The organism is Vallitaleaceae bacterium 9-2, from assembly GCA_038396585.1.
In the GTDB taxonomy this organism is placed as follows: Bacteria; Bacillota; Clostridia; order Lachnospirales; family Vallitaleaceae; genus UBA1351.
On the sequence record CP121691.1, the window covers coordinates 3,479,750 to 3,505,111 of the forward strand.

Annotated in this window: 26 protein-coding genes; 1 reads left to right on the forward strand and 25 read right to left on the reverse strand. The window is 39.6% G+C overall.

The features are described from left to right. Window positions 1-5: 5 nt before the first annotated feature. The 3 genes from QBE53_15805 to gguA form a co-directional block, all read right to left on the reverse strand. Window positions 6-1,052, reverse strand: a complete 1,047-nt coding sequence (locus QBE53_15805; protein ID WZL81242.1) for an ABC transporter substrate-binding protein — start codon at window positions 1,050-1,052, stop codon at window positions 6-8. An 83-nt stretch (window positions 1,053-1,135) separates the two neighbouring features. Further along, entirely contained in the window at window positions 1,136-2,113 is a 978-nt protein-coding gene (locus tag QBE53_15810) for an ABC transporter permease (GenBank protein ID WZL81243.1), read from the reverse strand. 13 nt (window positions 2,114-2,126) lie between these two features. Beyond that, window positions 2,127-3,629, reverse strand: a complete 1,503-nt coding sequence (gene gguA / locus QBE53_15815) for a sugar ABC transporter ATP-binding protein (protein WZL81244.1) — start codon at window positions 3,627-3,629, stop codon at window positions 2,127-2,129. 281 nt (window positions 3,630-3,910) lie between these two features. On the opposite strand from gguA, the gene QBE53_15820 reads away from it, so the two are divergent. Further along, window positions 3,911-5,512: a potassium/proton antiporter gene (locus QBE53_15820; GenBank protein ID WZL81245.1), complete on the forward strand. Its 1,602-nt coding sequence runs from the start codon at window positions 3,911-3,913 to the stop codon at window positions 5,510-5,512. Between the two features lie 4 nt (window positions 5,513-5,516). Here QBE53_15820 and QBE53_15825 read toward each other — a convergent pair whose 3' ends face one another. The 22 genes from QBE53_15825 to QBE53_15930 form a co-directional block, all read right to left on the reverse strand. After that, window positions 5,517-6,506 (reverse strand): substrate-binding domain-containing protein, encoded by a 990-nt coding sequence (locus tag QBE53_15825; protein ID WZL81246.1) that lies wholly within the window; start codon window positions 6,504-6,506, stop codon window positions 5,517-5,519. Continuing rightward, window positions 6,487-8,280 carry a sensor histidine kinase gene (locus tag QBE53_15830; protein ID WZL81247.1) on the reverse strand — a complete coding sequence of 598 codons (1,794 nt, stop codon included), beginning with the start codon at window positions 8,278-8,280 and terminating at the stop codon, window positions 6,487-6,489. The genes QBE53_15825 and QBE53_15830 overlap by 20 nt, the downstream gene beginning before the upstream one ends. A 2-nt stretch (window positions 8,281-8,282) precedes the next feature. Continuing rightward, window positions 8,283-9,887, reverse strand: a complete 1,605-nt coding sequence (locus QBE53_15835) for a response regulator (protein WZL81248.1) — start codon at window positions 9,885-9,887, stop codon at window positions 8,283-8,285. Between the two features lie 188 nt (window positions 9,888-10,075). Continuing rightward, entirely contained in the window at window positions 10,076-10,501 is a 426-nt protein-coding gene (fucU, locus tag QBE53_15840; GenBank protein WZL81249.1) for an L-fucose mutarotase, read from the reverse strand. 11 nt (window positions 10,502-10,512) lie between these two features. Continuing rightward, window positions 10,513-11,073 (reverse strand): BMC domain-containing protein, encoded by a 561-nt coding sequence (locus QBE53_15845; protein WZL81250.1) that lies wholly within the window; start codon window positions 11,071-11,073, stop codon window positions 10,513-10,515. Next, a complete protein-coding gene (locus QBE53_15850; protein WZL81251.1) occupies window positions 11,070-12,398 on the reverse strand; it encodes a 4Fe-4S dicluster domain-containing protein in 1,329 nt (442 codons plus the stop codon). The genes QBE53_15845 and QBE53_15850 overlap by 4 nt, the downstream gene beginning before the upstream one ends. Window positions 12,399-12,414: 16 nt before the next feature. Further along, window positions 12,415-12,684, reverse strand: a complete 270-nt coding sequence (locus QBE53_15855) for a EutN/CcmL family microcompartment protein (protein WZL81252.1) — start codon at window positions 12,682-12,684, stop codon at window positions 12,415-12,417. 81 nt (window positions 12,685-12,765) lie between these two features. Continuing rightward, window positions 12,766-13,440: a phosphate propanoyltransferase gene (locus QBE53_15860; GenBank protein ID WZL81253.1), complete on the reverse strand. Its 675-nt coding sequence runs from the start codon at window positions 13,438-13,440 to the stop codon at window positions 12,766-12,768. Between the two features lie 26 nt (window positions 13,441-13,466). Beyond that, on the reverse strand, window positions 13,467-13,742 hold the full coding sequence (locus QBE53_15865; GenBank protein WZL83330.1) for a BMC domain-containing protein: 276 nt from the start codon (window positions 13,740-13,742) through the stop codon (window positions 13,467-13,469). A 133-nt stretch (window positions 13,743-13,875) separates the two neighbouring features. After that, window positions 13,876-14,172, reverse strand: coding sequence for a BMC domain-containing protein (locus QBE53_15870; GenBank protein WZL81254.1), 297 nt, complete (start codon window positions 14,170-14,172; stop codon window positions 13,876-13,878). A 12-nt stretch (window positions 14,173-14,184) separates the two neighbouring features. Further along, a complete protein-coding gene (locus QBE53_15875) occupies window positions 14,185-14,463 on the reverse strand; it encodes a BMC domain-containing protein (protein WZL83331.1) in 279 nt (92 codons plus the stop codon). 36 nt (window positions 14,464-14,499) lie between these two features. Beyond that, window positions 14,500-14,805: a BMC domain-containing protein gene (locus tag QBE53_15880; GenBank protein WZL81255.1), complete on the reverse strand. Its 306-nt coding sequence runs from the start codon at window positions 14,803-14,805 to the stop codon at window positions 14,500-14,502. 22 nt (window positions 14,806-14,827) lie between these two features. Beyond that, complete coding sequence (locus tag QBE53_15885; protein ID WZL81256.1) at window positions 14,828-16,027, reverse strand: zinc-binding dehydrogenase; 1,200 nt, start codon at window positions 16,025-16,027, stop codon at window positions 14,828-14,830. A gap of 12 nt (window positions 16,028-16,039) precedes the next feature. Continuing rightward, window positions 16,040-17,485 (reverse strand): aldehyde dehydrogenase EutE, encoded by a 1,446-nt coding sequence (locus QBE53_15890; GenBank protein ID WZL81257.1) that lies wholly within the window; start codon window positions 17,483-17,485, stop codon window positions 16,040-16,042. Further along, a complete protein-coding gene (locus tag QBE53_15895) occupies window positions 17,482-18,441 on the reverse strand; it encodes a cob(I)yrinic acid a,c-diamide adenosyltransferase (protein WZL81258.1) in 960 nt (319 codons plus the stop codon). The genes QBE53_15890 and QBE53_15895 overlap by 4 nt, the downstream gene beginning before the upstream one ends. A 12-nt stretch (window positions 18,442-18,453) precedes the next feature. Continuing rightward, entirely contained in the window at window positions 18,454-18,774 is a 321-nt protein-coding gene (locus tag QBE53_15900) for a glycerol dehydratase reactivase beta/small subunit family protein (protein ID WZL81259.1), read from the reverse strand. After that, on the reverse strand, window positions 18,771-20,588 hold the full coding sequence (locus tag QBE53_15905; GenBank protein ID WZL81260.1) for a diol dehydratase reactivase subunit alpha: 1,818 nt from the start codon (window positions 20,586-20,588) through the stop codon (window positions 18,771-18,773). The genes QBE53_15900 and QBE53_15905 overlap by 4 nt, the downstream gene beginning before the upstream one ends. Window positions 20,589-20,604: 16 nt before the next feature. After that, complete coding sequence (locus QBE53_15910) at window positions 20,605-21,003, reverse strand: diol dehydratase small subunit (protein WZL81261.1); 399 nt, start codon at window positions 21,001-21,003, stop codon at window positions 20,605-20,607. A 9-nt stretch (window positions 21,004-21,012) separates the two neighbouring features. Further along, window positions 21,013-21,663 (reverse strand): propanediol/glycerol family dehydratase medium subunit, encoded by a 651-nt coding sequence (locus tag QBE53_15915; GenBank protein WZL81262.1) that lies wholly within the window; start codon window positions 21,661-21,663, stop codon window positions 21,013-21,015. Window positions 21,664-21,676: 13 nt separating this feature from the next. Further along, window positions 21,677-23,341: a propanediol/glycerol family dehydratase large subunit gene (locus QBE53_15920; GenBank protein ID WZL81263.1), complete on the reverse strand. Its 1,665-nt coding sequence runs from the start codon at window positions 23,339-23,341 to the stop codon at window positions 21,677-21,679. Between the two features lie 11 nt (window positions 23,342-23,352). Continuing rightward, window positions 23,353-24,126 carry a class II aldolase/adducin family protein gene (locus tag QBE53_15925; protein WZL81264.1) on the reverse strand — a complete coding sequence of 258 codons (774 nt, stop codon included), beginning with the start codon at window positions 24,124-24,126 and terminating at the stop codon, window positions 23,353-23,355. 205 nt (window positions 24,127-24,331) lie between these two features. Then, complete coding sequence (locus QBE53_15930) at window positions 24,332-25,309, reverse strand: AraC family transcriptional regulator (protein ID WZL81265.1); 978 nt, start codon at window positions 25,307-25,309, stop codon at window positions 24,332-24,334. Window positions 25,310-25,362: the final 53 nt, after the last annotated feature.

Sequence of the window (25,362 nt, forward strand, 5' to 3'; positions counted from 1 at the left end):
ATAGTTTATTCATAAAGCACAGGGAATACATCTTCGCTGTCAATATTACTTGCATCATACCATACAAATCCTGTATCGATGTTTTCTTCTAATTCTTCACCGTTAACAGCTTTAACTGCCGCTTCAACTGCTTTGTATCCAATACCGATTGGGTCTTGAGAAATTGAACCAGCGATAACGCCTTCACGTACTGCGTCCATTTGTGCTTTACCTGAGTCATATCCTACTGCAACGATTTTACCTTCTAATCCAACTTCACGAATGGCATTAAGAACACCAACAATTGAACCTTCATTAGATCCGAAGAAACCGCTTAAGTCTGGATGTGCAGTAAACATTGCTTTGGCTACTTCTGTAGATTTTAATTGGTCACCATCTCCGTATTGAATGTCTACAATTTCGATATTTGGATATTTGTCTTCAATACGATCTTTGAATCCATCACGACGGTCAACACCTGTTTTTGATGTTTGGTCATGAACAACCATTCCGATTTTTCCTTCTTCGCCGATAAGTTCAGCCATTTTATCTGCTGCGTACATAGAAGCTGCATAGTTGTCTGTTGCTGCTGTTGCTGCGATAAGCTCACTATCCACACCAGAGTCAAAACCTATAACCGGAATACCTTCTTCTGTTGCTCTTTCAATAAGTGGAATAACCGCTTTTGAATCTAGTGCTGCAAGACATAATGCGTCTGGATTTTTACTTAAAGCTGCTTCAACCATTTCGATTTGCTTGTCAACCATAGCTTCTGTTTCTGGTCCTTCAAAAGTAATGGTTACGCCATAATCAACTGCTGCTTGTTCAGCACCTTTTTTAACTGCTTGCCAGAATTGATGTTGGAAACCTTTTGAAACAATTGGAATGTAAAGTGGTTCATCGTCTGTTGCTTCATCCGTTGCTGTATCTTCTGTTGCTGTATCTTCCGCTGCCGTCGTTGTATCTGTCGTTGCATTGTCTGATGCGTTATCTGTCGCTTCCTCTTTCCCACATCCTGCTAAAAGCGCTAATGTTAACATCATAACCATCATTATACTTACTACTTTTTTCATACCTTGTTTCCTCCTTTTATTTCTCATAATGAACTTAGTATATTTGAACAAGTTTCCTTGTTACAAATCCTGTTGATTGTCTGTTACGCAGATTGCTTGTTACGTCGATAAATATCAACAAATACTGCTACAATAACAATAACTCCTGTTAATACTGTTTGCCATTCTTGAGGTACAGACATGATACGTAATCCATTTAATAATACACTCATGATGAAGGCACCAATAACGGTTCCAGAGATTGTTCCTTTACCTCCACTAAGAGATGTCCCACCAATAACAACTGCTGCAATGGCGTCTAGCTCATATCCTTGTCCTAATGCCGGCTGCGCTGAATTTAATCTTGCTGCCATAAGCACTCCGGCTAGTCCCACAAAAGCACCTGTTAAACTGTGAATAATAATTAACCATCGTTCTGTGTTGATTCCAGATAATCTTGTTGCTTGCAAGTTACTACCTATCGCAAAGTTAAATCGTCCAACAATCGTTTTGTTTAGAATAATATGCGCAAGTATCGCCGCAAGAAAGAAGATGATCACTCCTGAAGGAATTCCAAAAAAAGTTGCTTTTGAAATATTTGCAAATTGTGGTGTATCAATAAAGTAAATTGGTTTTGCTCCTGAAATAACTAGGGATAATCCTTTTGTTATCATCATCATACCTAGCGTTGCAATGAACGCCGGAATCTTTAATCTAGCTACATTAAATCCGTTGATAAATCCAATAAGTGCTCCGGTAAGAATCCCTACAATCACACCTACAAAAATCGGCAAACCTAAAAAGGTAATCGCCACCCCTGTCATTACTGATGCAAACGTCATCCCGGTACCAATTGAAAGGTCAATTCCTCCGGTGATAATAACAAAGGTTACACCTACAGCCAAAACACCATTAACTGCTGTAGCCAATAATATACTAATAAGGTTAGAGCTTGTCATAAACACTGGTGATGCTAATGTAAAAAATAAGATGAGTAGTACTAATGCTCCAAGTGCCAATAATTTTTGAGCTGCTCCTGATTTTAAAAAGCTTTTTTTGTGTGTCATGCTTACATCCGCCATTTTTTCCTCCATTCTATGCCGTTCGATCCGTCGCACATGTCATAATTCGTTCTTGTGTAGCTTCATTTCGCTTTAATTCTCCAGTGATCTTTCCTTCACACATAACCATAATGCGATGGCTCATCCGAAGAACTTCCGGCAATTCTGATGAAATCATAATAATCGACTTACCTTGATCGGCTAGTTCATTTAACAATTTGTATATCTCGCTCTTAGCACCAACATCAATACCACGTGTAGGCTCATCAAAGATTAGAACATCACAGTCTCTCGTTAACCATTTTCCAATAACTACTTTTTGTTGGTTTCCTCCTGAGAGATTTTTAACCAATTGTTTTCCACTTGGCGTTTTGATATCTAATGCTTCAATATATTTTGATGCATTGACCACTTCCTGGTCTTCCTTTAAAAATCCAAACTGATTACTAAATCTTGGCATCGTCGCCATAGCAATATTCGTATTAACATCTAGTCCTAAGACAAGACCATAACGCTTTCTATCTTCTGACAAGTATCCGATTCCATTAGCTACTGCATCTTTTGGAGAACGTATATTGACTTTTTTACCTTTGATAAAAATATCTCCACTATCTTTTGCATCAGCTCCAAATAGGCATCTTGCAACTTCGGTACGTCCCGCACCCATCAACCCGGCAAAACCTAAGATTTCTCCTCTTCTTAATTGGAAACTGACATCCTTGACTTTTTTTCCACGTGTTAAGTTTTTGACTTCAAGGATAATGTCACTGCTTTGTTCACGTTCTAAATCATGAACCTCTTCGTAAATCTCTCGTCCAACCATCATTGTGATGATTTCATCAATTGTCACTTCACTCATGTTGCGCATGCCGACATACTCACCATCACGCATTACCGTTACTCGGTCACATATTTTCTTCAATTCTTCCATTCTGTGTGAGATATAGACAATACCAACACCTTTTGCCTTAAGTTCTCGTATGATTCTAAAAAGTTCTTCAATCTCAGCCTCTGTTAACGCCGCTGTCGGTTCATCCATAATCAACACTTCTGAATTAAAGGATAACGCCTTTGCAATTTCAATCATCTGTTGTTGAGCAACCGTTAATCGATCCACCTTGACCGTTGGGTCAATCTTCACATTCATATTATCTAGTAATTCTTTTGCCATTTTGTTTTGCAGTGCAGTATCGCAAAACAGGCCTTTAAATCGCATGGGTTCACGTCCGATGAAAATGTTTTCTGCAACTGTCAAATCCGGCATTAAGTTTAACTCTTGATGTATAATACTAATACCTAAGTCTTGAGCTGCTTTAGGAGAATGTACTTCCACTTCTTCTCCTTTGTAATAAATCTTTCCGCCATTCTTATCATGAACACCGGTTAACACTTTCATGAGCGTTGATTTTCCTGCACCATTTTCTCCGATGAGTGCGTGGACTTCTCCTTTATCAAGCTCGAACGAACATTCTTTTAATGCATGTACTCCTGGAAAATGTTTTTCAATATCTACCATCCGTACTACGTTTTCACCCATTTTCTTCACCTCCGTTGACTTTCTTATATGCATTATAACGAAAACAAAAGGTGAAAAAGTTAAAAATCTGACACAAAAAGTTAAAAATAGGGCTTATTCATGATTAATTGTCACCAAAAATGAACAATTAGCATTAAATAAACCCAAGAATTTTCACGCAATTTTAATATACCCCTCTTTATATTTTCACATTTTTTATAATATCATTGCAAATACACACAATTACGTGTATTCTGTATCATAAGTATATCTTTCATATAGTATAAAAAAGGGGACTTTTCATGATTAATCATCTTTTTATTTCATCCATTGTTATTATCCTTTCAATTGTCAGCAGCAAGTTTTCACAAAAAATCGGTATTCCTAGCTTGTTGCTGTTTATGGGTATAGGCGTATTTTTTGGTTCTGACGGTGTTGTTCGTATACCTTTTGATAATTACCAGCTAGCTAAAACCATATGCTCTATTTCTCTTATTTTCATTATATTTTACGGCGGCTTTGGTACGCGTTGGCAAACAGCCAAACCCGTTGCCGTTAGAGCCCTTCTCATCTCTTCGATTGGCGTATTTATAACCGCCTTACTTGTAGGGCTTTTTTGTCATTTTCTTCTAAACATCAATCTATTAGAGAGCTTTTTACTTGGTGCGGTTGTTAGTTCGACCGATGCTGCCTCTGTTTTTTCTATTCTAAAATCCAAGAAGCTTGCACTAAAAAATCAAACCGCTCCGCTGCTTGAATTAGAAAGCGGAAGCAACGACCCTGCCGCTTATATGCTTACGCTTATTATTTTAGAGATCATGAATGGCTCTGCAAGTTATGGAAAATATGTCTACATGATTATCGGTCAGTTTGTCATCGGAGCTTTGTGTGCTGTTGTACTAGCATATATCACGCTTTATCTATATCAAAGCTTTGAATTAAAATCCAATGGTCTAGAGATTATATACTTTGTTGGGATGGTACTACTCTCTTTTTCTTTGCCGGAAAAAATAGGAGGCAACGGTTATCTTAGCACCTATATATTTGGCATTATCGTTGGAAACCAGCATTTTAAAAACAAGCGTATCCTTATTCACTTTTTTGATGGACTTACAGGGCTTGTACAGATATGTATTTTCTTTTTGCTTGGTCTCTTAGCTTTCCCTTCCCAAATGCCTCAAATTTTATTAACCGCCTTGGCTATCACCGTTTTCTTAACTTTTTTTGCAAGACCCGTGACAATGCTTACACTGTTAAAGCCTTTTGGGTGCCCTCTTAATCAGATTGGGCTCATCTCTTTTGCAGGGATTCGTGGTGCCTCTTCCATTGTTTTTGCCATCATTGCTATGGTAAGTCCTGCTTACTTAAAACATGATGTTTTTCACATTGTTTTTTGTATTGTTTTATTTTCCATCGCATTTCAAGGGACGCTTTTACCCTATGTTGCCCGAAAGTTAAATATGATTGATGCTGATGGTGATGTTTTGACAACCTTTACTGATTATCAGGAAGAAAATTCCATTCAATTGATTCGCTTACCTATCTTCCATGATCACCCTTGGCATCTCCTCCCATTAAAAGCCTTGGAACTGCCTCCTCAAATGTTGGTGATTGCAATTTTAAAAGATGACACCATCATTATCCCTAATGGCAATACCGTTATTGAGTATAACGACACCATCCTTATAGCCGCTCCAGGATACCAAGACGTTGTAAAGCTTGAAGTCAATGAGATGACCATAAACACTCGCCACGACTGGCGGCAAAAAAAAATCCACGCCATTAATATTGACCCTGATAGCTTGGTCGCCATTATAAAGCGTGGTAATGATATTATCGTTCCTAATGGAAACACCTTGATTAACGAAGATGACACCTTAGTTGTCGTTAGCAAATCTGAATAAGGTTTTATCTCTCGGCAAAAGGAACAATTAATTTTTGATTTTCAGGTAAAAACATGTTCTCCTTATTAATGAGTACGGCGCTGACATCCACCTGCCTTGGATCGTTGGTCTCTTGAACTTCTAAGGCTTCCTTGATGGCTAGGTATCCCATGTTAAAGGGTCTTTGTGCCATAGCCGCTTTGATAACATCTGTTTCTACAAAATAAGCCACACGTGTATTCATATCAAAACCAACAACATGAACATCATCTTTGATCCCTAAATCATTGACCGCTTCCGCTGCTCCTTGTAACGAGACTTCGTTGGTTCCATATATCGCTACAATATCCGGATATGTTTCAACAATCTCTTTTGTATATTGATATGCAGTTTTAAGGTCATCATTGCTATAATAGACCGTTTGTTCTACAACAAGATTTTCAAACGGTTTCAAACCTTTTTTAAAGCCTTCCTCACGTTCAAAGGCTGAGTAAGTCCCTTTGACATGGGAAAGAATAACCACTCTACCTTCACGCTTGACCATGGTTCCAAGCTCATGAGCCAAGCGTTGCGAAGCCAACAGATTGTTCGTTGCAACGTAACTATGCTCTGCTTCAAACAGCGCATCCGAATCATAAGTAACCACCGTTATGCCTTGATTAATGGCTTTTTGGCATACTTCTCCAATCCGTTCATAGTCCGTTGCCGCCACAGCGATAGCTGCCGGCTTCTTTTTTATTGCATTTTCAATGATTTCAATTTGCTTTTCCACTTCCGTTTCATTTTTGGGTCCATCTACAACAACTTTGACCCCAAGCTCTGTCGCTGCCACTTTTGCCCCTTTGGCTACACTATTCCAAAAATCAATACCTACAGAAGTTTTAGTAATTAAATAAATGGTCTGTTGCTTTTTCCCTTCATAATCAAGGCGCTTCATCGCACCAATACTAATTCCAACCAGCAATACAAGAACCAGAAGAAGAAAATACGTCATTTTATTGCGAAACATTTTCATTCAAAGTACCTCCTGTCAAATAAGGCAAGCGTATTTTTACACATGTTCCTTCAAACATTTCACTTTGCACATCGATGCCATAGCGTTCACCATAATATAGCTTAATCCTCTGGTCTACATTATAGACACCGACACCTCCACTTTTTTTCTTGGATAAAATCTGTCCCGTTAGAAGCTGGCTAACGGTTTCTTCATCCATTCCTACCCCATCATCGCACACTTCAATACATATATTTTCTTCTTCCTGAACGGTCTCTTTATAGATATTCACATCAATGGTTCCTTTTCCAGGTAATTTCTTTAACCCATGATAAATAGCATTTTCAACAATAGGTTGAATAATAATTTTGATAATACGTACAGGCAACAACTTCTCATCGATATGAATGTTATAATCGAGTTTTTCTCCATAGCGCATCTTTTGAATCGTTAAATAGCTTTCTACATGTTCAATCTCTTGCTTAATCGTAATAAATTCGTGCCCTTTACTAATACTTATGCGAAACAGTTTTGACAACGCCGACGTCATTTTGACGACTTCTGAAGATTTTCCGGCTTCTCCCATCCATACAATCGAATCCAATGTATTATATAAAAAATGGGGATTAATCTGGGCTTGCAATGCATCAAGATCTGATTTTCTTTTCATACGCTCAACTTCTTTATTCGTATCAATCAAAGTCTTAATACGGCGTGTCATAGTATTAAATGTATTGGTTAATATTCCCAGCTCATTTTGGCTTTCAATTTCCACTTGCACATTTAAGTCTCCTGCCTGAAATTCCGACATTCCTCGAAGCAGCGACTTGACCGGTCGCAAAATACTCCCTGCAATCATTGCCGAAAGGACCAGCGACACCATCAGTGTCACCATAATAATCACAATAAAAAATTCTCTTAACGTATCACTGTAACTGTTTAGATCTTGATTATAAATCTTGCCGATAACTTTCCAGTTCGAATACTCTGAGTTGGTTACAACAAAATTCACAGTTTGACTATCATCCATGGTTTCTATGATTGTTTTTTGACTTTGTAAAAGTTCTTCAATGGGTTCTTCTTTTATTCCGCTATAAATCAATTCCAGCTTCGGGTGATAAATGTGATTACCGCTAGAATCAATGATAAATAAATACCCTTGTTCACCAATAACAATACGACTTACCATATCTTCAATCAAACTAAAATTAAGGTCAATTAGAATCACCCCTAAAAGTTCTTCCCCATCATACACTGCTTTTGAACAGGTAACCACCCAAGGATATTCTCCAAGTGCGATGTTTTGGATATGTGATTTTGAGATAACAAACGCTTCGGAATCTACGGCTTGTTTATAATATGGCTGCTCTAACGCATTGGCCGTTTCTTTAATGGTAGCTCCTGCATCGTTAGATAGAATCTCACCATCTGTTCGAATCAAATATATATTGAGAATATCTTCTCGCGTATCTAACAAAGTGTTTAAATAATCTCTAGCATGGGCTTCCTGCTTTTGGCCTGGCTGATGAAAGTACGCTAACACATTATCTGAAACGCGAATCCCTTCAATGGTAGTCTCAACGGTTCTTAGATAATAGTCCATGTCATAATTGACTTGATTAATCATTTTTAGTGTGGACTGTGCTGTATTTTCCCGAATGACACGGTTGGTTACTATATAAGATAATATCCCTACACTCGCAATTACTGTAACAATTAATATCCCGATGCCTACCGCTAGCGTTATCTGTATGCTATTCATAAAACGCACGTCTTTATTCTTTCTTGAGCGCATAATTATTCCTTCCTATATTGGGATGGTGTCATTCCTACATTTTTACGAAAATTATAACTAAAGTAATGCGGATCTTCATAGCCGATGGCTTGGGAGATTTCAAATACTTTCATCGTTGAATTCTTAAGTAATTCTTTGGCTTTTTTCATACGAAAATCGGTCAAATATTCTAAAAAGGTCTGTCCATTATGGCGTTTGAAAATTCGGGCAAAATAGCTGCTACTCACGTGTAGCTCTTCTGAAATCGTACTTAAATCAAGGTTTGTCTCTCCATAATGGGTTTCAATATATTGAATCGCTTGAAAGATTAATGTCGCCTTATCATCTTCTCTGTTTTGTTCAAGCTGCTTTAAAAGCTCCTCACTTTTTTCAATGATTTGCTCTTGCATCAACAAAAGGTCATCCATGCTCAATAACTCTTCAATCAAACGAAAATCTAGTGTTATACTCTCTTTTTTATCAACAATAAGTTGATTAGCTGTACTATAAATACGTGTAATCAACGTAAGAATCAAACTTTTAAATTCGCCTAGCTGAACTTTGTTGAACTTCAGCGTATCAAAATACAGTCGGATGTATTTACTTAGATTTTGCATATTGTTCACACGTATGGCTACTTCAATCTGCTCTAAGAATTCATTGGATTGGCGATGTCCTCTTGTGGAGCTTCGTTCTACATCCGTTTTTACAATAATCTGGTTGCCACCTTCTATTACTTTATATTCTAGCGCTGTCAAGGCATCTTTAAAGGAGTACTTAAGGTCCGAAAGATTGCTATAACACTCTCCCATGCCTGCTACAACATCCATTTGATAAATATGACGTATACTCACAAGCATCTCATGCAAAATCTCATACGCTTTTTCACACGCTTTTTTTTCTTGATCAAAAACAAAACAAACAATGATTTTTCCATGGTCTCCCATGAGCAAATAGTGCTTTGGATAGTCTGCTATTACTTCTTTGCATATATTAAACAGTGCGAAGTGCAAAAGCGAATAATCTTCTCCCCAAAGGGTTTCACCTATTTCTTTTTTATTCACAATCTCAAGAACGCCAACAACATAGTCGGTTCCTACCGGGTTAAACCCTAACTCTTGACACGCTTCTTGAACGCGTACTTTTGGAATAAAACCAAGCAAAATATCATAGAGTAGCTTTTCTTGAAGATATTCCCGTCGTTTTTCATACTCCTTTTTTAGCCGATTTATATTGTTTTTTTCTGCTAGCTCTTGCTCGATATTATTGCGAATATCGACTAAAACTCCTGTTAATTCATCCTTAGTAATCGGTTTCAATAAATATTTATTTGCATTTAGCGAAATCGCTTCCTTGGCATATTCAAATTCATTATATCCTGTCAAAAAAACCACTTTACAGTAGGTATCTTTTTGACGCACTCGCCGAACCAGTTCCAACCCATCAACAAAGGGCATGTAGATATCTGTAATCATGAGGTCAATCGCATGATCTTCCAAATAGTTAAGTGCATCTTGACCATCTTCTGCCGCATAGACCACTTCATATCCTAACTCTTCCCAATTGATAATCGAAATTATCGCATCACGAACAGGTAACTCATCTTCAACAATCAGAACTTTATACATCTAACCTACACTCCTTTTATGTATATACTTTTCAATGGACTATACATAGATTACCACTTGAAACCTATGCTATGCAAGTTTTTCCTCTGAAAATATTAATGCTCCTTTCTTGGTATTCAAGCAGATTCAACTTGTATACCTAAAAAGGAGCACCACGTTAACTTTGTACTTTTTTTCAAATTAAGCGACTATTTTACAACACCTTTTTTCAAAATGATGTTGGCATACAGAGCTTGTTCACCTGTCGCAACCACTGCATAGGCTTTTTTTGCTCGTTCATAAAAGGCAAAGCGTTCAACCATTTCTAATTGATGGTCCCCTTCTTTATCCTTAATAACTCGCTTATAGTCTTCCCAAATGGTTGGCTTGTAATCATCTCCTGGCGTGACCTCCATCAATGCAACGGGTGCCTCTACATACGTATCTAAAGGCATTAATTCAAGAATCGCCTCAAGGATTGTTGGAATGTCATGTCCATCTAAGCGAATGAGTCGCTGAGCCATGGAAGCTGCAGGAAAATTACCATCTGAGATGACAATCTCATCGCTGTGTCCCATCTCCATAAGAACTTTTAATAATTCTGGTGATAAAATACTTGGAATCTTTTTTAACATTGTGCTCCTCCTTATATGAATTCTTGCCAAAGCCTTGGATCCGGTCTTGGAATAACCGAGGTCTGCAGTAGCAAGCCTTTTTCAATAACACTTTTCTTCGCCTTTTCAATAGATGCTTCTACACTGGATAACTCGCCGGAAAATACTACATAGGCTTTTCCGCTAATCCCTTTAGCGATACGAATCTCTAATATGCTCACCGGAGTGGTCTTGACCACATCATCGGCCACTTCAAAAATCGAAGCAACTGAATAGGTTTCCATAACACCGACCGCTTCTATGCCTTCAACATCTCCACTACAATTTAGTCCTTCAAAAATAGCTGGGTGAGGATTCCCCAATATACAGTGGTCAACTAAGATAGCGGAGTGCTCATCCGATATTCCTCGTTCTATCGCCGCATTAACCGCACTTAAATCACCTCGAATTAAAACCACATACTTTCCAGGGCATACCGGTTTTGCAAAGACAAGGTCGACATCGGCTGTCTTTAGCACGTCATCTGCCGCCTTCATTCCTGTGGCTATGGAACGATATTCTAATACTCCTAATGATTGTCTAGACTCTGTCATAATTCTAACCTCTCAATACAAATGTATTCATCATTAACTTCGTTGACTCTACCACTGATACTTGCATGAATATGGGCACTTAATCCGCCTTCTACAGCTTGTGCAATCCGCATATTCTCTTTTACATTCTGGCCAATTGTAACTAACGGTTTTGCCGCCTGTCCGATATGTTGCTGCAATGGAATCTTCACTGCACCTACAGGGATGGATTCTGGATAAAAAGGTAAGGGTACATCATATTTTTTGAGTCCAAGACGCATAACAAGCCGTCCTGCCGGAACTCTTCGATAGTCACGATCGGGATGCATATCAGTACAATCTGTCGGCGATGGTCTTACACCATTTTTTGCAAATTCACGCTTGACCATAACCATCATTTTTCTTGGAGACAGGTCATGGTGACAAGCATAGAGCTCACACACACCGCAATCTACACACCCAAGGGCTGTCTCTAACACACTACTGTTATCAATCACTCCATTAGCCATAGCGTTCATCAATTTATGCGGTTCCACATTATGTCCCATCAGATGCCTTGGGCACATGTCCGTACATGCACGACACTGAGAACACGATGCCATAATACGTGTTAAATGTTTTATATTGACATCCTCCATTTGCTGAATCAGAGAATGATTTTCTTCAAGTACAATTAATGCTTTGGTATTTTTTTTAACGACATCACGAATAGTTGTCAAGCTTCCCGTCATCGGTCCACCTATAATGATTTTATGGTTTTTATTACGTCGTTTTCCTAACGTGTCCACCATATATTCCACTGATGTACCTATTGGAACATAGTACGTTCCCGGTGCATCAACCTCCCCTGTCACTGTGACAAAGGTATGGGTCACATTCTTGTCTTCAAATAGTTTCTGATATATGTTATATAATGTTTCAGTATTTGTAACCATGACATGATGTTGTATAGGAATTTCACCTTTTTTTACAACAATGCCTGTAATTTCTTCTATAAGTATTACTTCATCGCCAATCGGATAAACGTTTGGCAAGGGATAGATTTCTATGTTTGGATAGTTTTTTGCTGCTGCATTTAAATGTTCAATCACATCAACATATTTATCCTTAATGCCAATAACTCCTTTTTTGATTGCGAGCGCTTCCATTAACTGATGCAAGCTTTTGATCAAAGGTTCGGCATATTCTTTTGCCAAATTTTTATCCACTTGTAAAAGGGGTTCACACTCTGCATTGTTAATAATCAGGGTGTCGATTGCTCCTTTTAGTTTTACATGGGTTGGAAATCCAGCTCCACCTGCACCAACAATACCGGCATCAAATATTTTTTCAATGATGTTTTCCATAGCTGCTCACCTTTCACTAGTTAAAAATATCTAGATCGTTTTCTTCATCAACAATACCTACAATTGAGGCATCCACCGGGGCTTCACTATTTGGCATACTGATTCTTGCACTACTTCCTGTTGCAATTAATACATGTTCACCTATGCCGGCTCCAACTGTATCTACAGCAATAATTGTTTCTTTTGTATTGTTTTTCTTGATTTCACATACTAAAAATTTATTGCCTATCAACCGCTCATGCTTGCGCGTTGAGACGATTCGACCAATCACTTTTCCAATAATCATGATAATTCTCCATTCTATCGCATTCACTAGGTACGCCAATTGTTGGATACAACATGCTATATCCAACAATTGCCGCAAGCGCTAATGAACGATGGTCACTTGATCACTTTGTTGAATACCAAATGCATTGGCTTCATCTGTATCAATATGCATTTCAAGTCGATATGTGTCATGAACACGTACTAAGACATTGCTTAAGATGCCTTTTCGCGTTCCATCTTGTGTCTTGACGGATACAATTTGTTTATCTTTGACACCTAGGCGCTTTGCATCTTCCGGCGTCATATGAATATGACGCTGTGCAACGATACACCCTTGTTCTAAGCGAACAGCTCCTGCCGGACCGACAATGGTAATGGGCATAGACCCTTCAATATCACCGCTTTCGCGAATAGGAGCATTGAGCCCAAGTTGTCTAGCATCTGTTTTTGAAACTTCAACTTGTGTCGCACTACGTTCTGGTCCTAGAATTCTTACATTCTCAATTACCCGCAAATTCATTCCTACAATTGTCACACGTTCTTCTGCAGCAAATTGTCCACCCATCAGCTCTTTTTTTACATGTAGCTGATGGCCCTTTCCAAAGAGGATGTCCAAATGTTCACGTGTCACATGTAGATGTCTAGCTGATACACCTACTGGAACAGTCAATGCAGGTTGAGATTGTTTGAGTACGTTTGCAGTTGTTTTTTGCTTGATTTGCTGCATAACAGCTTCTTTAACAAGCGCTTCTAATGCATTCGTTGTTACTGCCATATTAATCTCAACCTTTCAGACTTTGCTTATAATTTAGGTAAAATTTTTGTTACATCTGTATGAGGGCGAGGAATAACATGTGTCGCTACAACTTCACCTAAACGAGAAGCTACAGAAGCTCCTGCTTCAACGGCTGCTTTTACTGCTCCAACGTCACCGCTTACTAATACTGTCACTAAACCGGATCCGATTTTTTCTGTTCCTACAAGTTCAACGTTCGCTGCTTTTAACATAGCATCTGCCGCTTCAGTTACTGCTACCAAACCTCTTGTCTCGATCATTCCTAATGCCTTTTGTACCATGATTTTTTCCTCCTTGGATTCATTTGTTTTATTGGTTGTCGATTTTGCGGCTGTCTTTGCCGCCGTCGTTTTTTCTGTTGTTTTTGCTGCTGCTTTTACTGCCATGATAGACCACCTTTGCTAAAGTCAACGCTTACTTTGAAAATGCATACTTTGACGCACTCTCCTTAATAATCTTCATCACTTCATCGTGGGGATTATTAATAAAGGCTGTTGCGACTGTTTTTGTAATCCCGTTTGCAATTGTCTCTCCATGAGCGATAGCGGCATGTACAGAGGATATGTCCCCCTGTACAACAATGCTCACTAAGCGTCCACCGAGCTTTTTTTCCCACGTTAGTACCGTGACATCTGCGGCTTTTACCATTGCATCAATGGCTTCATAAGCCGCAACCATACCACTGACCTCAATAATTCCCAGTGCGTTCATGCATTCACCTACTTATTTTAATGATGGAAGAATTTTTTCCACATCAAGATGTGGACGAGGAATAACGTGTACTGCTACAAGTTCTCCTAGGTTAGCTGCTGCATTTGCACCAACTTCAGTTGCTGCCTTAACAGCTCCTACATCTCCACGAACCATAACTGTTACAAGACCTGATCCGATTTTTTCTGTTCCGATTAATGTAACGTCTGCTGCCTTTACCATTGCATCTGCTGCCTCAACTGATGCTACTAAACCTCTAGTTTCTACCATTCCTAACGCTTCTTGCATAATATAATCCTCCTATAAATTATCATCATTATTATGTGTTTATATACAGCTAATCTTCAAAAACTTTTCCATGCCTTCCGATGGATTAGCTATCACGTACTTTGCGTGAACACCGGATATCTCTTCTGCTGCTCGTGCTGCTGCTTCAACCCCTGCTTCAACATCTGCAACCGCCCCACGTATCTTAATCATAATCAATAGTGGTACCGGAAGCTCGTCTGCATTGGGTGGCTTATTTCTATCAAAAGCTTCAATAATGACATCGCCCGCTTTACACGCGGCATCGGCTGCATAATATGCAGTTGCCATACCAAAGACTTCGATCAAACCAACGGCTTTCTTCATAATATAACCTCATTACCTATTTTTATTTATTGACGAAAGCTACTTTTATTCCTTCGAGGCGCATATTTACATGCATTGCTTCGTTTAATTCGTCTAAAGCAAAATCATGTGTTACGAGCTCTTCAATTGGAAGTCCTATGCCTTTTGCACGTCGTATAAAATCTAATGTTGTCGCATAGTCTGCAAATGTGTATACCCATGAACCAACAAGGGTAATCTCTTTTTGACATAAGTCAAAGTGTGGATTAATGGTTGCATCACCATTGTCAACGAAAAATCCAACTTCACATAATCCGCCACCACGACGAATCATTTTGTAAATGGAACTTGCGGCACTTGGAACTCCTGTACATTGGAATGCAAAATCCACGCCGCCACCGGAAATTTTATGAATTCCCGCAAGCATATCATCAAATTTTCCAAAATCTTTGAAGTTAAATGTATATTTTGCTCCAAGACGTTGTGCCATTTTTAGACGTTGGTTATCCCCATCAACAGCTAAGATGTTTTCAATTCCCATCGTACGAAGTACAGATAGAAGCATAAGACCGATTGGTCCACACCCTTGAACAAGTACCATACTGTTGAACTTTAGTAATCCTGTTGTCTTTGCACGTTCAACTGCATGTACTGTTACAGCTGCCGGTTCAATCAACAAACGCTCTTTTAAACTCATGTCATTGACACGGAAAATAGATGAGTTTTTACGAAGGACGATGTATTCTCCAAACCATCCGTTAAATCGGTATTCATCATCCGGAAGCAGTCCATATACATCCATGTGATCACTTAGGTTGGCTTTTTCAGGATGCATTTTTGAAAACGTGTCTTCTTCGGTAATTGTAACACTAGTTACAATTTTATCGCCAAGCTTTAAAGGTTGTCCCATAATGTCTGTTTTGACGTTTTTACCTAACTTAACAATTGTTCCTGTACCTTCATGCCCTAGCACAACCGGAATAAGACCAAAGGGATCGTTTTTGTACTCATGTACATCGGTGCCACATACACCACACCCTTCCACTTTAACCAAGACTTCATCATCATTGATCTGTGGAATTTGAAATTCTTTGATTTCTAATTTTTGCTTTTCTGTCAACACCGCTACTTTTGCCATTGTTGGCACTTGTCCTGGTGCACTATTTTGTGTCTTTGAATCTTCACCAAGTGATTCCATCACTTTTGACACAATTGTTTGTATGTCGATTTGATTGATATCCATGTTTACCTCCTTTTATCGTATGTATAAGAATTCCGACATGACGCATCGTCGAGATTTTGTAAATGAATTGGCATTGGTTAACCCTTCGCCTGTTTTACTTGCTATGGTAAAGGTTGTAAAACCTTCCCCGCCAAATCCGATACCTGCATAGGATGGTGCATTTTTTACGAAGATTGCTGTATCAATGGCTCGGGCAAATTTTGTTAGGTTTTCAATATTCATAGAATGCATATGTGCTGAGTGGCGATTACCACCTTCAAGTTCCACACTCACTGCAATCCCTTCATCCACATCGGCTACACGTACGATTCCAAGAATTGGCATCATCAGTTCTTCGTAGATAAGTGGGTGATCTTTGGTTCCTTCAAAAATAATACATCGAATGCTCTCATCCGCTTTAATGTTAATTGCTTCAAGTATTTTATGGGCATCACGTCCGACCCATTTACGGTTAATTCCTAACTTACCTTTGTTTTCAACTAAGACTTCTTTGGCTAGTTTGTCTGCAAGTTCTTTGGATAAGTAATAACAATCATTGTTCTTAATCATTTCATCAATAAGCTTATCTGCGACTTGATCAACAACAACTACTTCTTTTTCCGCGATACATGGAAGGTTGTTATCAAAGGTTGCACCGTTAATGATATCTTCGGCTGCTTTAACAATGTTAGCCGTCTCATCAACAAGTACTGGCGGATTCCCTGCTCCGGCTGCAATACCTCGCTTGCCTGAGCTTAAGATTGCTTTAACAACTCCCGGACCACCTGTAGCCACAAGTAACGGTGTATCCGGATGCTTAAACATGATGTTCCCGCTGTCTAATGTAGGTTTCTTCACCGATACTGCCAAGTTTTCAAAAGCTCCACATTCAACCGCAGCTTCGTTTACCAATTGTACTGCATAGTTTGATGTGTTTGCTGCATTAGGATGTGGGTTAAAGACAACCGTATTACCTGAGGCAATCATCCCTATGGAATTACATAGGATGGTTTCACTTGGGTTGGTTGATGGTGTTACTGCACCAACGACCCCCCATGTTCCTCGCTCAATTAATGTTAATCCTTGGTCTCCTGTAAAGACTTCCGGCGCAATACATTCTGTTCCCGGAGTTTTATCCGCCACCAATTGATGCTTTAATACTTTATGTCCTACACGTCCCATGCCGGTCTCTGCAACACCCATTTGTGCCAAGGTATCTGCATTTTCATGAATTTTTTCACGAATCCTTGTGATGATTTGCTCTCTGAATTCATTGGGCATCATACGTAATTTACGTTGTGCTTCTTTGGCCGCTGCAATGGCATCTTCCATATTTTCAAATACACCTTTTCCAACATTAACGATGGGTAAGGCCACTGAAGATCCATGGTGTGCAGGTGCCGTTTGAACATTGCTTGTTGTTCCTGCAATTTCACTCATGACTTTTGCCACAATTGACTGTAAGTCTTGTTCATTCATACGCTTTTCCTTTCTGTCTTACTTGCTCCATATGATGCAAGATAGATATCATTGTCAGCGCTACTGCCGCTCACGCCGATTGCACCATAGGTGACATCTTTATTCTTAAGTGGATAACCTCCACCTAGAGTTATGATTTTCTCATCAACCATATCTTCCAACCCTTCAAAAGGGGCTCCTTGGCTGACCAATGTCTTAAGTTCATGGGTCGGCATCTGAAGAGCTGCCGATGTGAATGCTTTTTTCTCAGCAAGTCCTTTGCTAATAAAAAATGCATCATCCATCATTTGAGTTAAAATACTGACGCCGTCTTTGTTGGCTATACTGATGACAACTTTTGCTCCCATGCGTTTTGCTTCATTTTCAATTACGCTTGCGATGTGTTTTGCCAAATCCAGGGTCATGCTTTTTGGGTGTGTTCCTACTGGATTTGAGGTATCCATGGATTGGAGAACTAAGTCTCTAAACTCAAGTCTTCTTGCCAGAACAAAGAGATAATCCGATAACCTGTTGATGTACTTACTAATGCTTGTCTGTATGTTTTTGGTCTCTATCAGATGGGTTAACCGTCGCTCTGCTCGTCTCGCTATGGTTCTTGCCAAATCAATCTGGGCTGCGACCTTAAGGTCTCCCGGATAAATGAAGTGGTCAAGGGGCGGAAACAGCTGTTGATTATGATCAATGGCCTGTTCTAGGGCTTTTGTGTCCTCCTGTGTATCGATGTCTTTTTCAAAGTCTGATGCGATAACTGCCATGATGTCTTTTAATCGTTTTTGTATGTTCAGTAATTCGCTCGCTATATCGTCCTCTTGAAGGGTTGATCGTACAATGCCAATGGCACTGGTTAACTCATCGATATTACCTAAAGTCTCAATATGTATGTCGGTTTTATGTACGCGCTGTCCGTTAAATAAGTCTGTCATTCCACCGTCGCCTTTTTTTGTATATACACTCACATCTTCACCACCTTATATAAAGGGCTTATTCTTGGTATATCGTGCTGCATTTTGTCCTGTCTGTCTTGGGGTCCTTGGTTCAAAGGCAACCTTAGCTAGACCAACTTGGGTATTAAAGGCAAGGGCTACCTTGGTTTTATAGATGCCAATGCCGGTTCCAAGGGCTGATTGCTTTGCCGCCTTATTGGCTAATGCCTCTGCAACATGTTTTAAAGGTTCATCTATTGTCTGGGCGAGACCGCCTTCTTCTTCAATTCCAGCTAATACTTCTTGTAATGTTTTTTTATCCGGCTCATAACTCGCTACGATGATACTCGTTTTTAGATTTTTCATTGAAACGCCTCACTTAAATAGCTCATGACTAATCCAGTCGCTACTGCATTTCTGGGTCCTAAGACACCACGAATGTCTCCACGTCCGGCAACAATGTTATACTTAGCCAGTTCCTGTTGAATCAACTCCGGTATCTCTTGATCTAGGGCTGAACCTCCGAGGATAACGACATTGGGAATCTGTCGGATATCACCATTTGGCGCCACTTTTTCCAACGCTCTTAGCGCATTGGTTACAAAGACCTTTTGCTTAATCTCCTGGCGCACAGTTGTAATACGCTCTAAGGATAAATCTGTTATTATAGGAATCAGTTCACTGTCTGTAACCACTACAACACGTGCATAGAGTTTTGCCGGTAAGGGTTTATGATGAAAAACCACCTCGCCATTTTCCATGGTCATATGATATAAGGAATTAACTTTGGCAATGGGATAGCGCTTAATTAACTCTGCCATCGTTAGGTTTTCTAGGCGTAATTCCTTGTCAATCAACATGGTTACAAAGCTTCCTGCACCTGCTAAGTGTATCGAGCGAACTTCACCTTTTTTGTCAAGCAAGGCTGCATCGGTTGATCCTCCACCCAAATCCAGTATGGCTATGGGAAGTTGTGTGCCTTTGGTTGTCATCGCTCCGATGGCTGCCATCACCGCCTCAACACCTGCCACTTTTACCGGGATGTTCAACTGCTCTTCGAGCTGTCTTGCTAATCGATTCATCGGAAGCTTATCTGCCTTAACCATAGCTGCGATTGCAACAGCTTTTTCCATAGCCACCTCATCTGCAAGGGCTCCTTTTACTTTAACCGGAACAAAGGTGTCAATGGCTAGTAAGTCATTAATACTTAACTTCGTTGTAGATTCTTCCGATAGTTCCGATAGGTTCTGCTTCATGCGATGAAGCATGTCGCCTACATAAGTTCCCTGTTCTCCTTGAATGTCTTTGATGTCTCCTACGGTTTGGACTGCTTCCATAATCGCTCTAGCTCCTGCATCAATGGATATCGAAACCGTTTTGTCTTCGTAGTCTTTCAAGGTTAAGCTTCCTGCTTCAACTTTAACTTCCCGCATGCCACCTTCTGCATTTTTTACAACAACTGCTGACTTTTTGCCAATCAGACTTTTGGATATTGGAATCACCGCTGATGTTTCCGACGGTGATAGGTCAAAAAGTTTTGCAATGCCGTACGGGTTGGATAATGTTTTTATAGTCATCCCTGGGATGGCTACTTCAATAGCGGCCAATTTACCTATCGGAAGTTTATCAATGCCACTCACTTCATCTATAATCGGAATTTTTTTGGTCAAACGATTGTAGACTAGAACGGCTTCGTCGCGTTGTAAGATGAGGCCGACGATATTTTGTTCTGCCGCATTAATGCATTTGGCACAAAATTCATAATCCATAGTTTCAGGAACCATCACCAAGAGGGGTTCTTTGTGACGTATCTCAATGAGGTCTTTAATAAATATGGTTCTTCCTACTCCCACACCTTGACCTGCAGGTGTGTCCGGGTTGTGTCCAACCATTGTCGAATCTGTGATAATGGTCTCTGTAATGGTCTCCATGGCCGTATCGCCAATGACCGGGGCCGCTTCATTTAATCGGATGAGGGATAAGTCCCTTACTTGCATCTTTTCCTTAAGCATGGCATGACGCAAACCTTCTTTGATACCTTTGATGTTATGAATTGTCCCTTTGGTTCCTGTCGTCTCGACTTCTGCATAGGAGAGAAAATGCATATATCCTTGTTCATCGACCTTTGCAATACTGATTTCAGTTGTTGAATTTCCGATATCTACACCGGCTATGAGCATATCATCACCATTTTCTCTACTGTTTTAGTAAGTCGCGTTTTTTATAGACATATAATGTCTCTTCAATAAAGTCTGCACATACTTGTGCATCATATTCTGTTCGAAGCCTACTACTAAGGGCTTTTAACTCTTCTTCTGTGGAACGATAAGGTCGCAACATATTGTACATATCAAGGATTTCATCATCAGGAATTTCAATCAGTTCTGCAGATCGAACAAAGTTCTGTGCCAGTTGAATCTTACCTTCTTGTCTTGCCACTTCTGCTTGCAAGACTAAGACTTCCTTGGATATCTTAATATCTTCTGCCGTTACATCTCCAGCAACAATGGCTTCTAATGTAATCTCATCAAGACCCTTTCCACTTTTACTTTTGATAATATTGGGATGTTTTTCTTTTAACGGATATAAGTCCATACTTACCTCCTACATAGGTACTTCTATTTCAATATACGGGCCACGTTTGACGACATATTCCGTCTCCTTGGTATGCATTAAAGCTGCTCGAACTTGGTACTTAGGTCTGGAAGTGATGTCATTGATAACTTTTACCGGTTTGACCTGCTCTCCTTTTGCATACTTTGCCGCGTTTTTCCCGATTTGTCGATACATCTTAAGCGTAATGATGGGCGCTTGGGGAAATAGTTCAAGATTTGTCAAAGGATACAAGTCTTTTTGATGAATGACTGTCGTCCCTTTAGACTGGATACCAACAGCAATTCCTGAACCTACAAGCTTGGCTACATCATTGGCGATAAAGGCAACATCCGATGTCCTTGTTCCGCGAATCACGCGAGGAATCATGCCTTCTTCTTCAATTCCCGCCAAGATTTCCTTAAGAACTACCATATGGTCTAGTCCATTAATCGTTTTGTGGATATGCAGACCATAGGCTGGGCCAATAGCCACCCCGACTTCTTTTACATCTTGACTGGGTTTGACGGTTCCTAGCTGTTTAAGCTCTCCTACTTGGGTTCCATCTTCTGTCGGCATCTTAGATTCTGTCATTGTACTTATGACCTTGTTCACCGCTTCGACAATTTCTTCGACAGTGATGTCTCGGTTGAATGTATTCATCTATGACACCTCCTTATAAATCATCCAGTTGAATTATGTGGGGGATTTTTTTTATTTCATCCCAGCGCTTTTCATCCATGACATACCCCGTTCCCGGTCCTTTGTAGGTGTTGGGATAGTTAACGGTACTCATAACATCATAGGATTCATTTAATATGGCTGAGGTTTGAAGATAATCGCCAGATAATCTTTGTTTTAACATACTTAAGACCATATCCGCCTCTTCTTCAAATCCAGACTTATATAAAGCTTTGATAACATCAATCCCCGTTACTTTGTCTTGCATCATCTTGTCAATCGCCTGCAAGTCTGAGACAACGTCCCGATCCGGAACATCTCGACTGCCATGGGCATAGGTAATCGCTTCGACTTCTTCATCTGTTACTTGTCCAAGTTCCAGAGTTTCTATAATCGCTTTCATGGCTTTTGCCGCTCTGTTTCTCACACGAATAACGTCTTCTTCTTTGACCGGTCTAAGACCACCATCTACCTTTAAATCCCGCTGCAACACATTGTAGTCGTCAAAATCTTCTGCATCAAAGTTTGAACCGGCAAACATATTGTCTTCATTAGGAACGCCGCTATATCCACTAAAGATAAAATCGGTTCCGGGTAAAAACTGCATCATGGTTCGAGCGGTTCTTCGCATATCCGAATGACTAAAATTCTGATCATTGGAGGATGCACATTCTAAATCAAGGGAAGACGCAATCAGGTTTTCTGCCAACACAGCACGTATTCCTGAGGGCACTGCTGATGTGACACCAATACAACTTACGGAACCATTTTGAATCCCTTGAACGCCAGCCCCTTTGGTAACCATGAGACATCTTGTCTCAAGATAAAGCATGGATTTGCCATCGGCGCTTCCCATCAACACTTCAGAACCTGTCCCTGAGGTAAAGCGTGTCTTTAAACCACGGGAGGCATAAGCTGATGCCAAAAACGCTTTGGAATAAGGTGTATCATCCCCATCCATAAAAACAGCTTCTGTTCCATAGACACTCATGGTCTCGGCATAAGTTGTAAAACCACGCATACCTAGCTGTAACTCAACAGCTTCTTCAACTGCACATTGGGTTAAAACCCCTTTGGAACCAATCTGGGCTCCAACTAATAATCCTACTGCTGTTAACGGTGCATATCTTGCAATACCAACGGTTGTCTCTTCCTCACGAAAACCACGAAGCGCGCCTTCAGCCGCATCCGCAGCAATCAAAATCGGATTGTCTTTTGCATTGGTAATATGTGCTTGATTTGCAGGGAACAAACGCCCACGCATTTTTTGCATTGCCATCATCATCTCAACAACATTAAGCTCATTAAGCACTTCGGTAACTCGGGCTGGGGTCAGTCCTTTAAAAATATTTATTATCTGTTGTCGATCAACGTGAATATCAACCAATAATCTAGCTATTTGTATCGGCGACAACGCCATGCTCTCTTGCGCCGTCTTGACATCAATGTAATGATCTGCTATGAATTCATCAATAAAGTCAAATTCTTCACGATTTTTTCCATCCATCTCAATCACTCGGTTATTGTCAATGATTAAGCTTGCCTTTGGATCATAAGGGCTTGACATCGCCACAAATCCTTTTTCCGGCCACTCATCAATAAAACCATCTTGGTTGACAGGACGCTGATCGAGAATCTCCATTCTTCGAGAGCGTTTCACATTGCTCACCTCTATTTCAACTGCTCAATAACACGTTTTACAATTTCTGCAATTGCTGCTTCACTTGCGTCTGTTTTTGCTGGTGAATTTGTTTTTGTTGAACACGCGCCACTTTGGCAGTCTACCGGATGACGACCTGGTACATCAAATTGTTTACGAAGTTCGTATAATCTAGCCACTTCTTCAGATGGCAATTCTTTTGCCCCACCTAAAGCTTTTGCTTTGTATGCCAAAGATGCATAGAACTCTAAACTTTCCATTTTAAAGTAGGCTGACATCAAATCATGTCCCCATGCCAAAGCTCCGTGGTTTTCAAGAAGCACTGCATCATAACAGTCAAGGTAAGGTTCAACTGCATCTGGAATCTCCATTGTTGAAGGTAAACCGTATTTTGCAATTGGAACTTCGCCTAAGAAGATAACCGCTTCAGGCATTATTTTTTCTGTTAGTGGAATACCTGCGATTGCGTATGCTGTTGCATATTGTGGATGTGCATGAACAACAGAGTTAACGTCTGGACGTTCTTTGTAAATACGCATGTGCATCTTAATCTCTGAAGATGGTTTCCATTGACCATTAGGTTGCTTTAAGTTTCCATCTGCATCGACTTTACAGATCATGTCTGGTGTCATAAAACCTTTAGACACGCCTGTTGGTGTACATAAAAATGTGTTCTCATCGAGTTTCACTGAAAAGTTCCCGTCGTTTGCTGCAACCATTTCACGTTGGTAAATGCGTTGACCAATTTCACACATTTGTTTTTTTACTTCAAATTCATTAAACATAGCTTACCTCCAAATAATTCTTGATTTATGTTGTTTTATGTTGTTTTATCTTTATTTCATTCTAATAGTACCACTTAACCCCACTAATGTCAATGAATTTACCCCTGTTTTTATGTGTTTTTTTGTGGATTATCCTTGTTTTTTCTTGAGGAATAAAAATTCACAAAAAAAAATAAGAATCTTTCCAATTTTTTTGGATTTCTTCTTATTTTTTGCGTATTTGATCTGGTGTTGCACCAAATTTTTTCTTGAATTGCTTGTAAAAATAGGAAATATTCGAATACCCTATCTCTGCAACAATATCACTAATGGCCATCTCAGTATGTTCAAGAAGATATCCTGCATAATCGAGCTTACGATCTTTTACCAATGTCGTCAAGCTCGATCCGGTCATCTTCTTAATCATCTTCCCTAGATAATCCGGATGATAATTAAAGTCTTTTGCCATCATCGTTAGGGACAAATCCTTAAAATGGTCATTAATATAATTTAATACTTCCGCTGAAATACTGGTGTCGATTGCATTAACCATCGATTTAGACAAGTGTTTTTCATAGCCTCGAAACAGTTCGTTAAAAATCAAAAGCATATACGCACGAATCGCTGTCTCCACGCCATTTCTTTGTTCATAGTATTCCATCAGAAGCTGGAGCATAAAATTCCAAATTTGCTCGTTTTTTGAGGTTTGGAAATAAATATACTGTTTCACGTCTTTTTTTCCATAGATAGCTTTGACCACGAAGTTAGAAATCACATCATTATATGCCACCTGTTTCATGAAAAAAGAATCGAAGAATTCCTTTTTTATCAAAATATTAATAGCAATATCATCTTCACCGGCCTCATAGATACTATGTTCCATATTCATATCCAGAAGAAATATCTCCCCTTTGTTGATGGTTAAATCTTTGCCCTCGATGGATTGACGAATCGCACCTGAATAGACAAAAATCATCTCAAGATAATCATGACGGTGCTTGTCAAAGGTTACAAAGCGATCATGTTTATGGATAGCGATAACCTCTCCTTCCTCCATCAGCTTGTCACTGTTGATAATCCATGCATCTGTTGGGTTTTCGTTAGAAAAGTATGTTCTTAAACCATCCGGTGTCGTTCCCCGATAGGCAAGTTCTACTTCATTAAGCCCACGAAGGCGCTGATCAAGTTCCTGAGTCGTCATCATTACCACCTCTTTCCTTAGACATATCCTCACTCTTGTTCAATGATATGTTACCA

What these genes read in the sequence shown, in the direction of transcription:
- QBE53_15845 (WZL81250.1), bottom strand. Translation starts at nt 11,073, where the DNA reads ATGACAGAGTCTAGACAATCATTAGGAGTATTAGAATATCGTTCCATA.
- QBE53_15925 (WZL81264.1), bottom strand. Translation starts at nt 24,126, where the DNA reads ATGTTTAATGAATTTGAAGTAAAAAAACAAATGTGTGAAATTGGTCAA.
- QBE53_15865 (WZL83330.1), bottom strand. Translation starts at nt 13,742, where the DNA reads ATGGTACAAAAGGCATTAGGAATGATCGAGACAAGAGGTTTGGTAGCA.
- QBE53_15850 (WZL81251.1), bottom strand. Translation starts at nt 12,398, where the DNA reads ATGGAAAACATCATTGAAAAAATATTTGATGCCGGTATTGTTGGTGCA.
- QBE53_15810 (WZL81243.1), bottom strand. Translation starts at nt 2,113, where the DNA reads ATGGCGGATGTAAGCATGACACACAAAAAAAGCTTTTTAAAATCAGGA.
- QBE53_15830 (WZL81247.1), bottom strand. Translation starts at nt 8,280, where the DNA reads ATGCGCTCAAGAAAGAATAAAGACGTGCGTTTTATGAATAGCATACAG.
- QBE53_15820 (WZL81245.1), top strand. Translation starts at nt 3,911, where the DNA reads ATGATTAATCATCTTTTTATTTCATCCATTGTTATTATCCTTTCAATT.
- QBE53_15870 (WZL81254.1), bottom strand. Translation starts at nt 14,172, where the DNA reads ATGAACGCACTGGGAATTATTGAGGTCAGTGGTATGGTTGCGGCTTAT.
- QBE53_15915 (WZL81262.1), bottom strand. Translation starts at nt 21,663, where the DNA reads ATGAATACATTCAACCGAGACATCACTGTCGAAGAAATTGTCGAAGCG.
- fucU (WZL81249.1), bottom strand. Translation starts at nt 10,501, where the DNA reads ATGTTAAAAAAGATTCCAAGTATTTTATCACCAGAATTATTAAAAGTT.
- QBE53_15805 (WZL81242.1), bottom strand. Translation starts at nt 1,052, where the DNA reads ATGAAAAAAGTAGTAAGTATAATGATGGTTATGATGTTAACATTAGCG.
- QBE53_15825 (WZL81246.1), bottom strand. Translation starts at nt 6,506, where the DNA reads ATGAAAATGTTTCGCAATAAAATGACGTATTTTCTTCTTCTGGTTCTT.
- QBE53_15835 (WZL81248.1), bottom strand. Translation starts at nt 9,887, where the DNA reads ATGTATAAAGTTCTGATTGTTGAAGATGAGTTACCTGTTCGTGATGCG.
- QBE53_15855 (WZL81252.1), bottom strand. Translation starts at nt 12,684, where the DNA reads ATGATTATTGGAAAAGTGATTGGTCGAATCGTCTCAACGCGCAAGCAT.
- QBE53_15890 (WZL81257.1), bottom strand. Translation starts at nt 17,485, where the DNA reads ATGAATGAACAAGACTTACAGTCAATTGTGGCAAAAGTCATGAGTGAA.
- QBE53_15860 (WZL81253.1), bottom strand. Translation starts at nt 13,440, where the DNA reads ATGGCAGTAACAACGAATGCATTAGAAGCGCTTGTTAAAGAAGCTGTT.
- QBE53_15885 (WZL81256.1), bottom strand. Translation starts at nt 16,027, where the DNA reads ATGGATATCAATCAAATCGACATACAAACAATTGTGTCAAAAGTGATG.
- QBE53_15880 (WZL81255.1), bottom strand. Translation starts at nt 14,805, where the DNA reads ATGAAGAAAGCCGTTGGTTTGATCGAAGTCTTTGGTATGGCAACTGCA.
- QBE53_15930 (WZL81265.1), bottom strand. Translation starts at nt 25,309, where the DNA reads ATGATGACGACTCAGGAACTTGATCAGCGCCTTCGTGGGCTTAATGAA.
- QBE53_15910 (WZL81261.1), bottom strand. Translation starts at nt 21,003, where the DNA reads ATGGACTTATATCCGTTAAAAGAAAAACATCCCAATATTATCAAAAGT.
- gguA (WZL81244.1), bottom strand. Translation starts at nt 3,629, where the DNA reads ATGGGTGAAAACGTAGTACGGATGGTAGATATTGAAAAACATTTTCCA.
- QBE53_15900 (WZL81259.1), bottom strand. Translation starts at nt 18,774, where the DNA reads ATGAAAAATCTAAAAACGAGTATCATCGTAGCGAGTTATGAGCCGGAT.
- QBE53_15905 (WZL81260.1), bottom strand. Translation starts at nt 20,588, where the DNA reads ATGCTCATAGCCGGTGTAGATATCGGAAATTCAACAACTGAAATCAGT.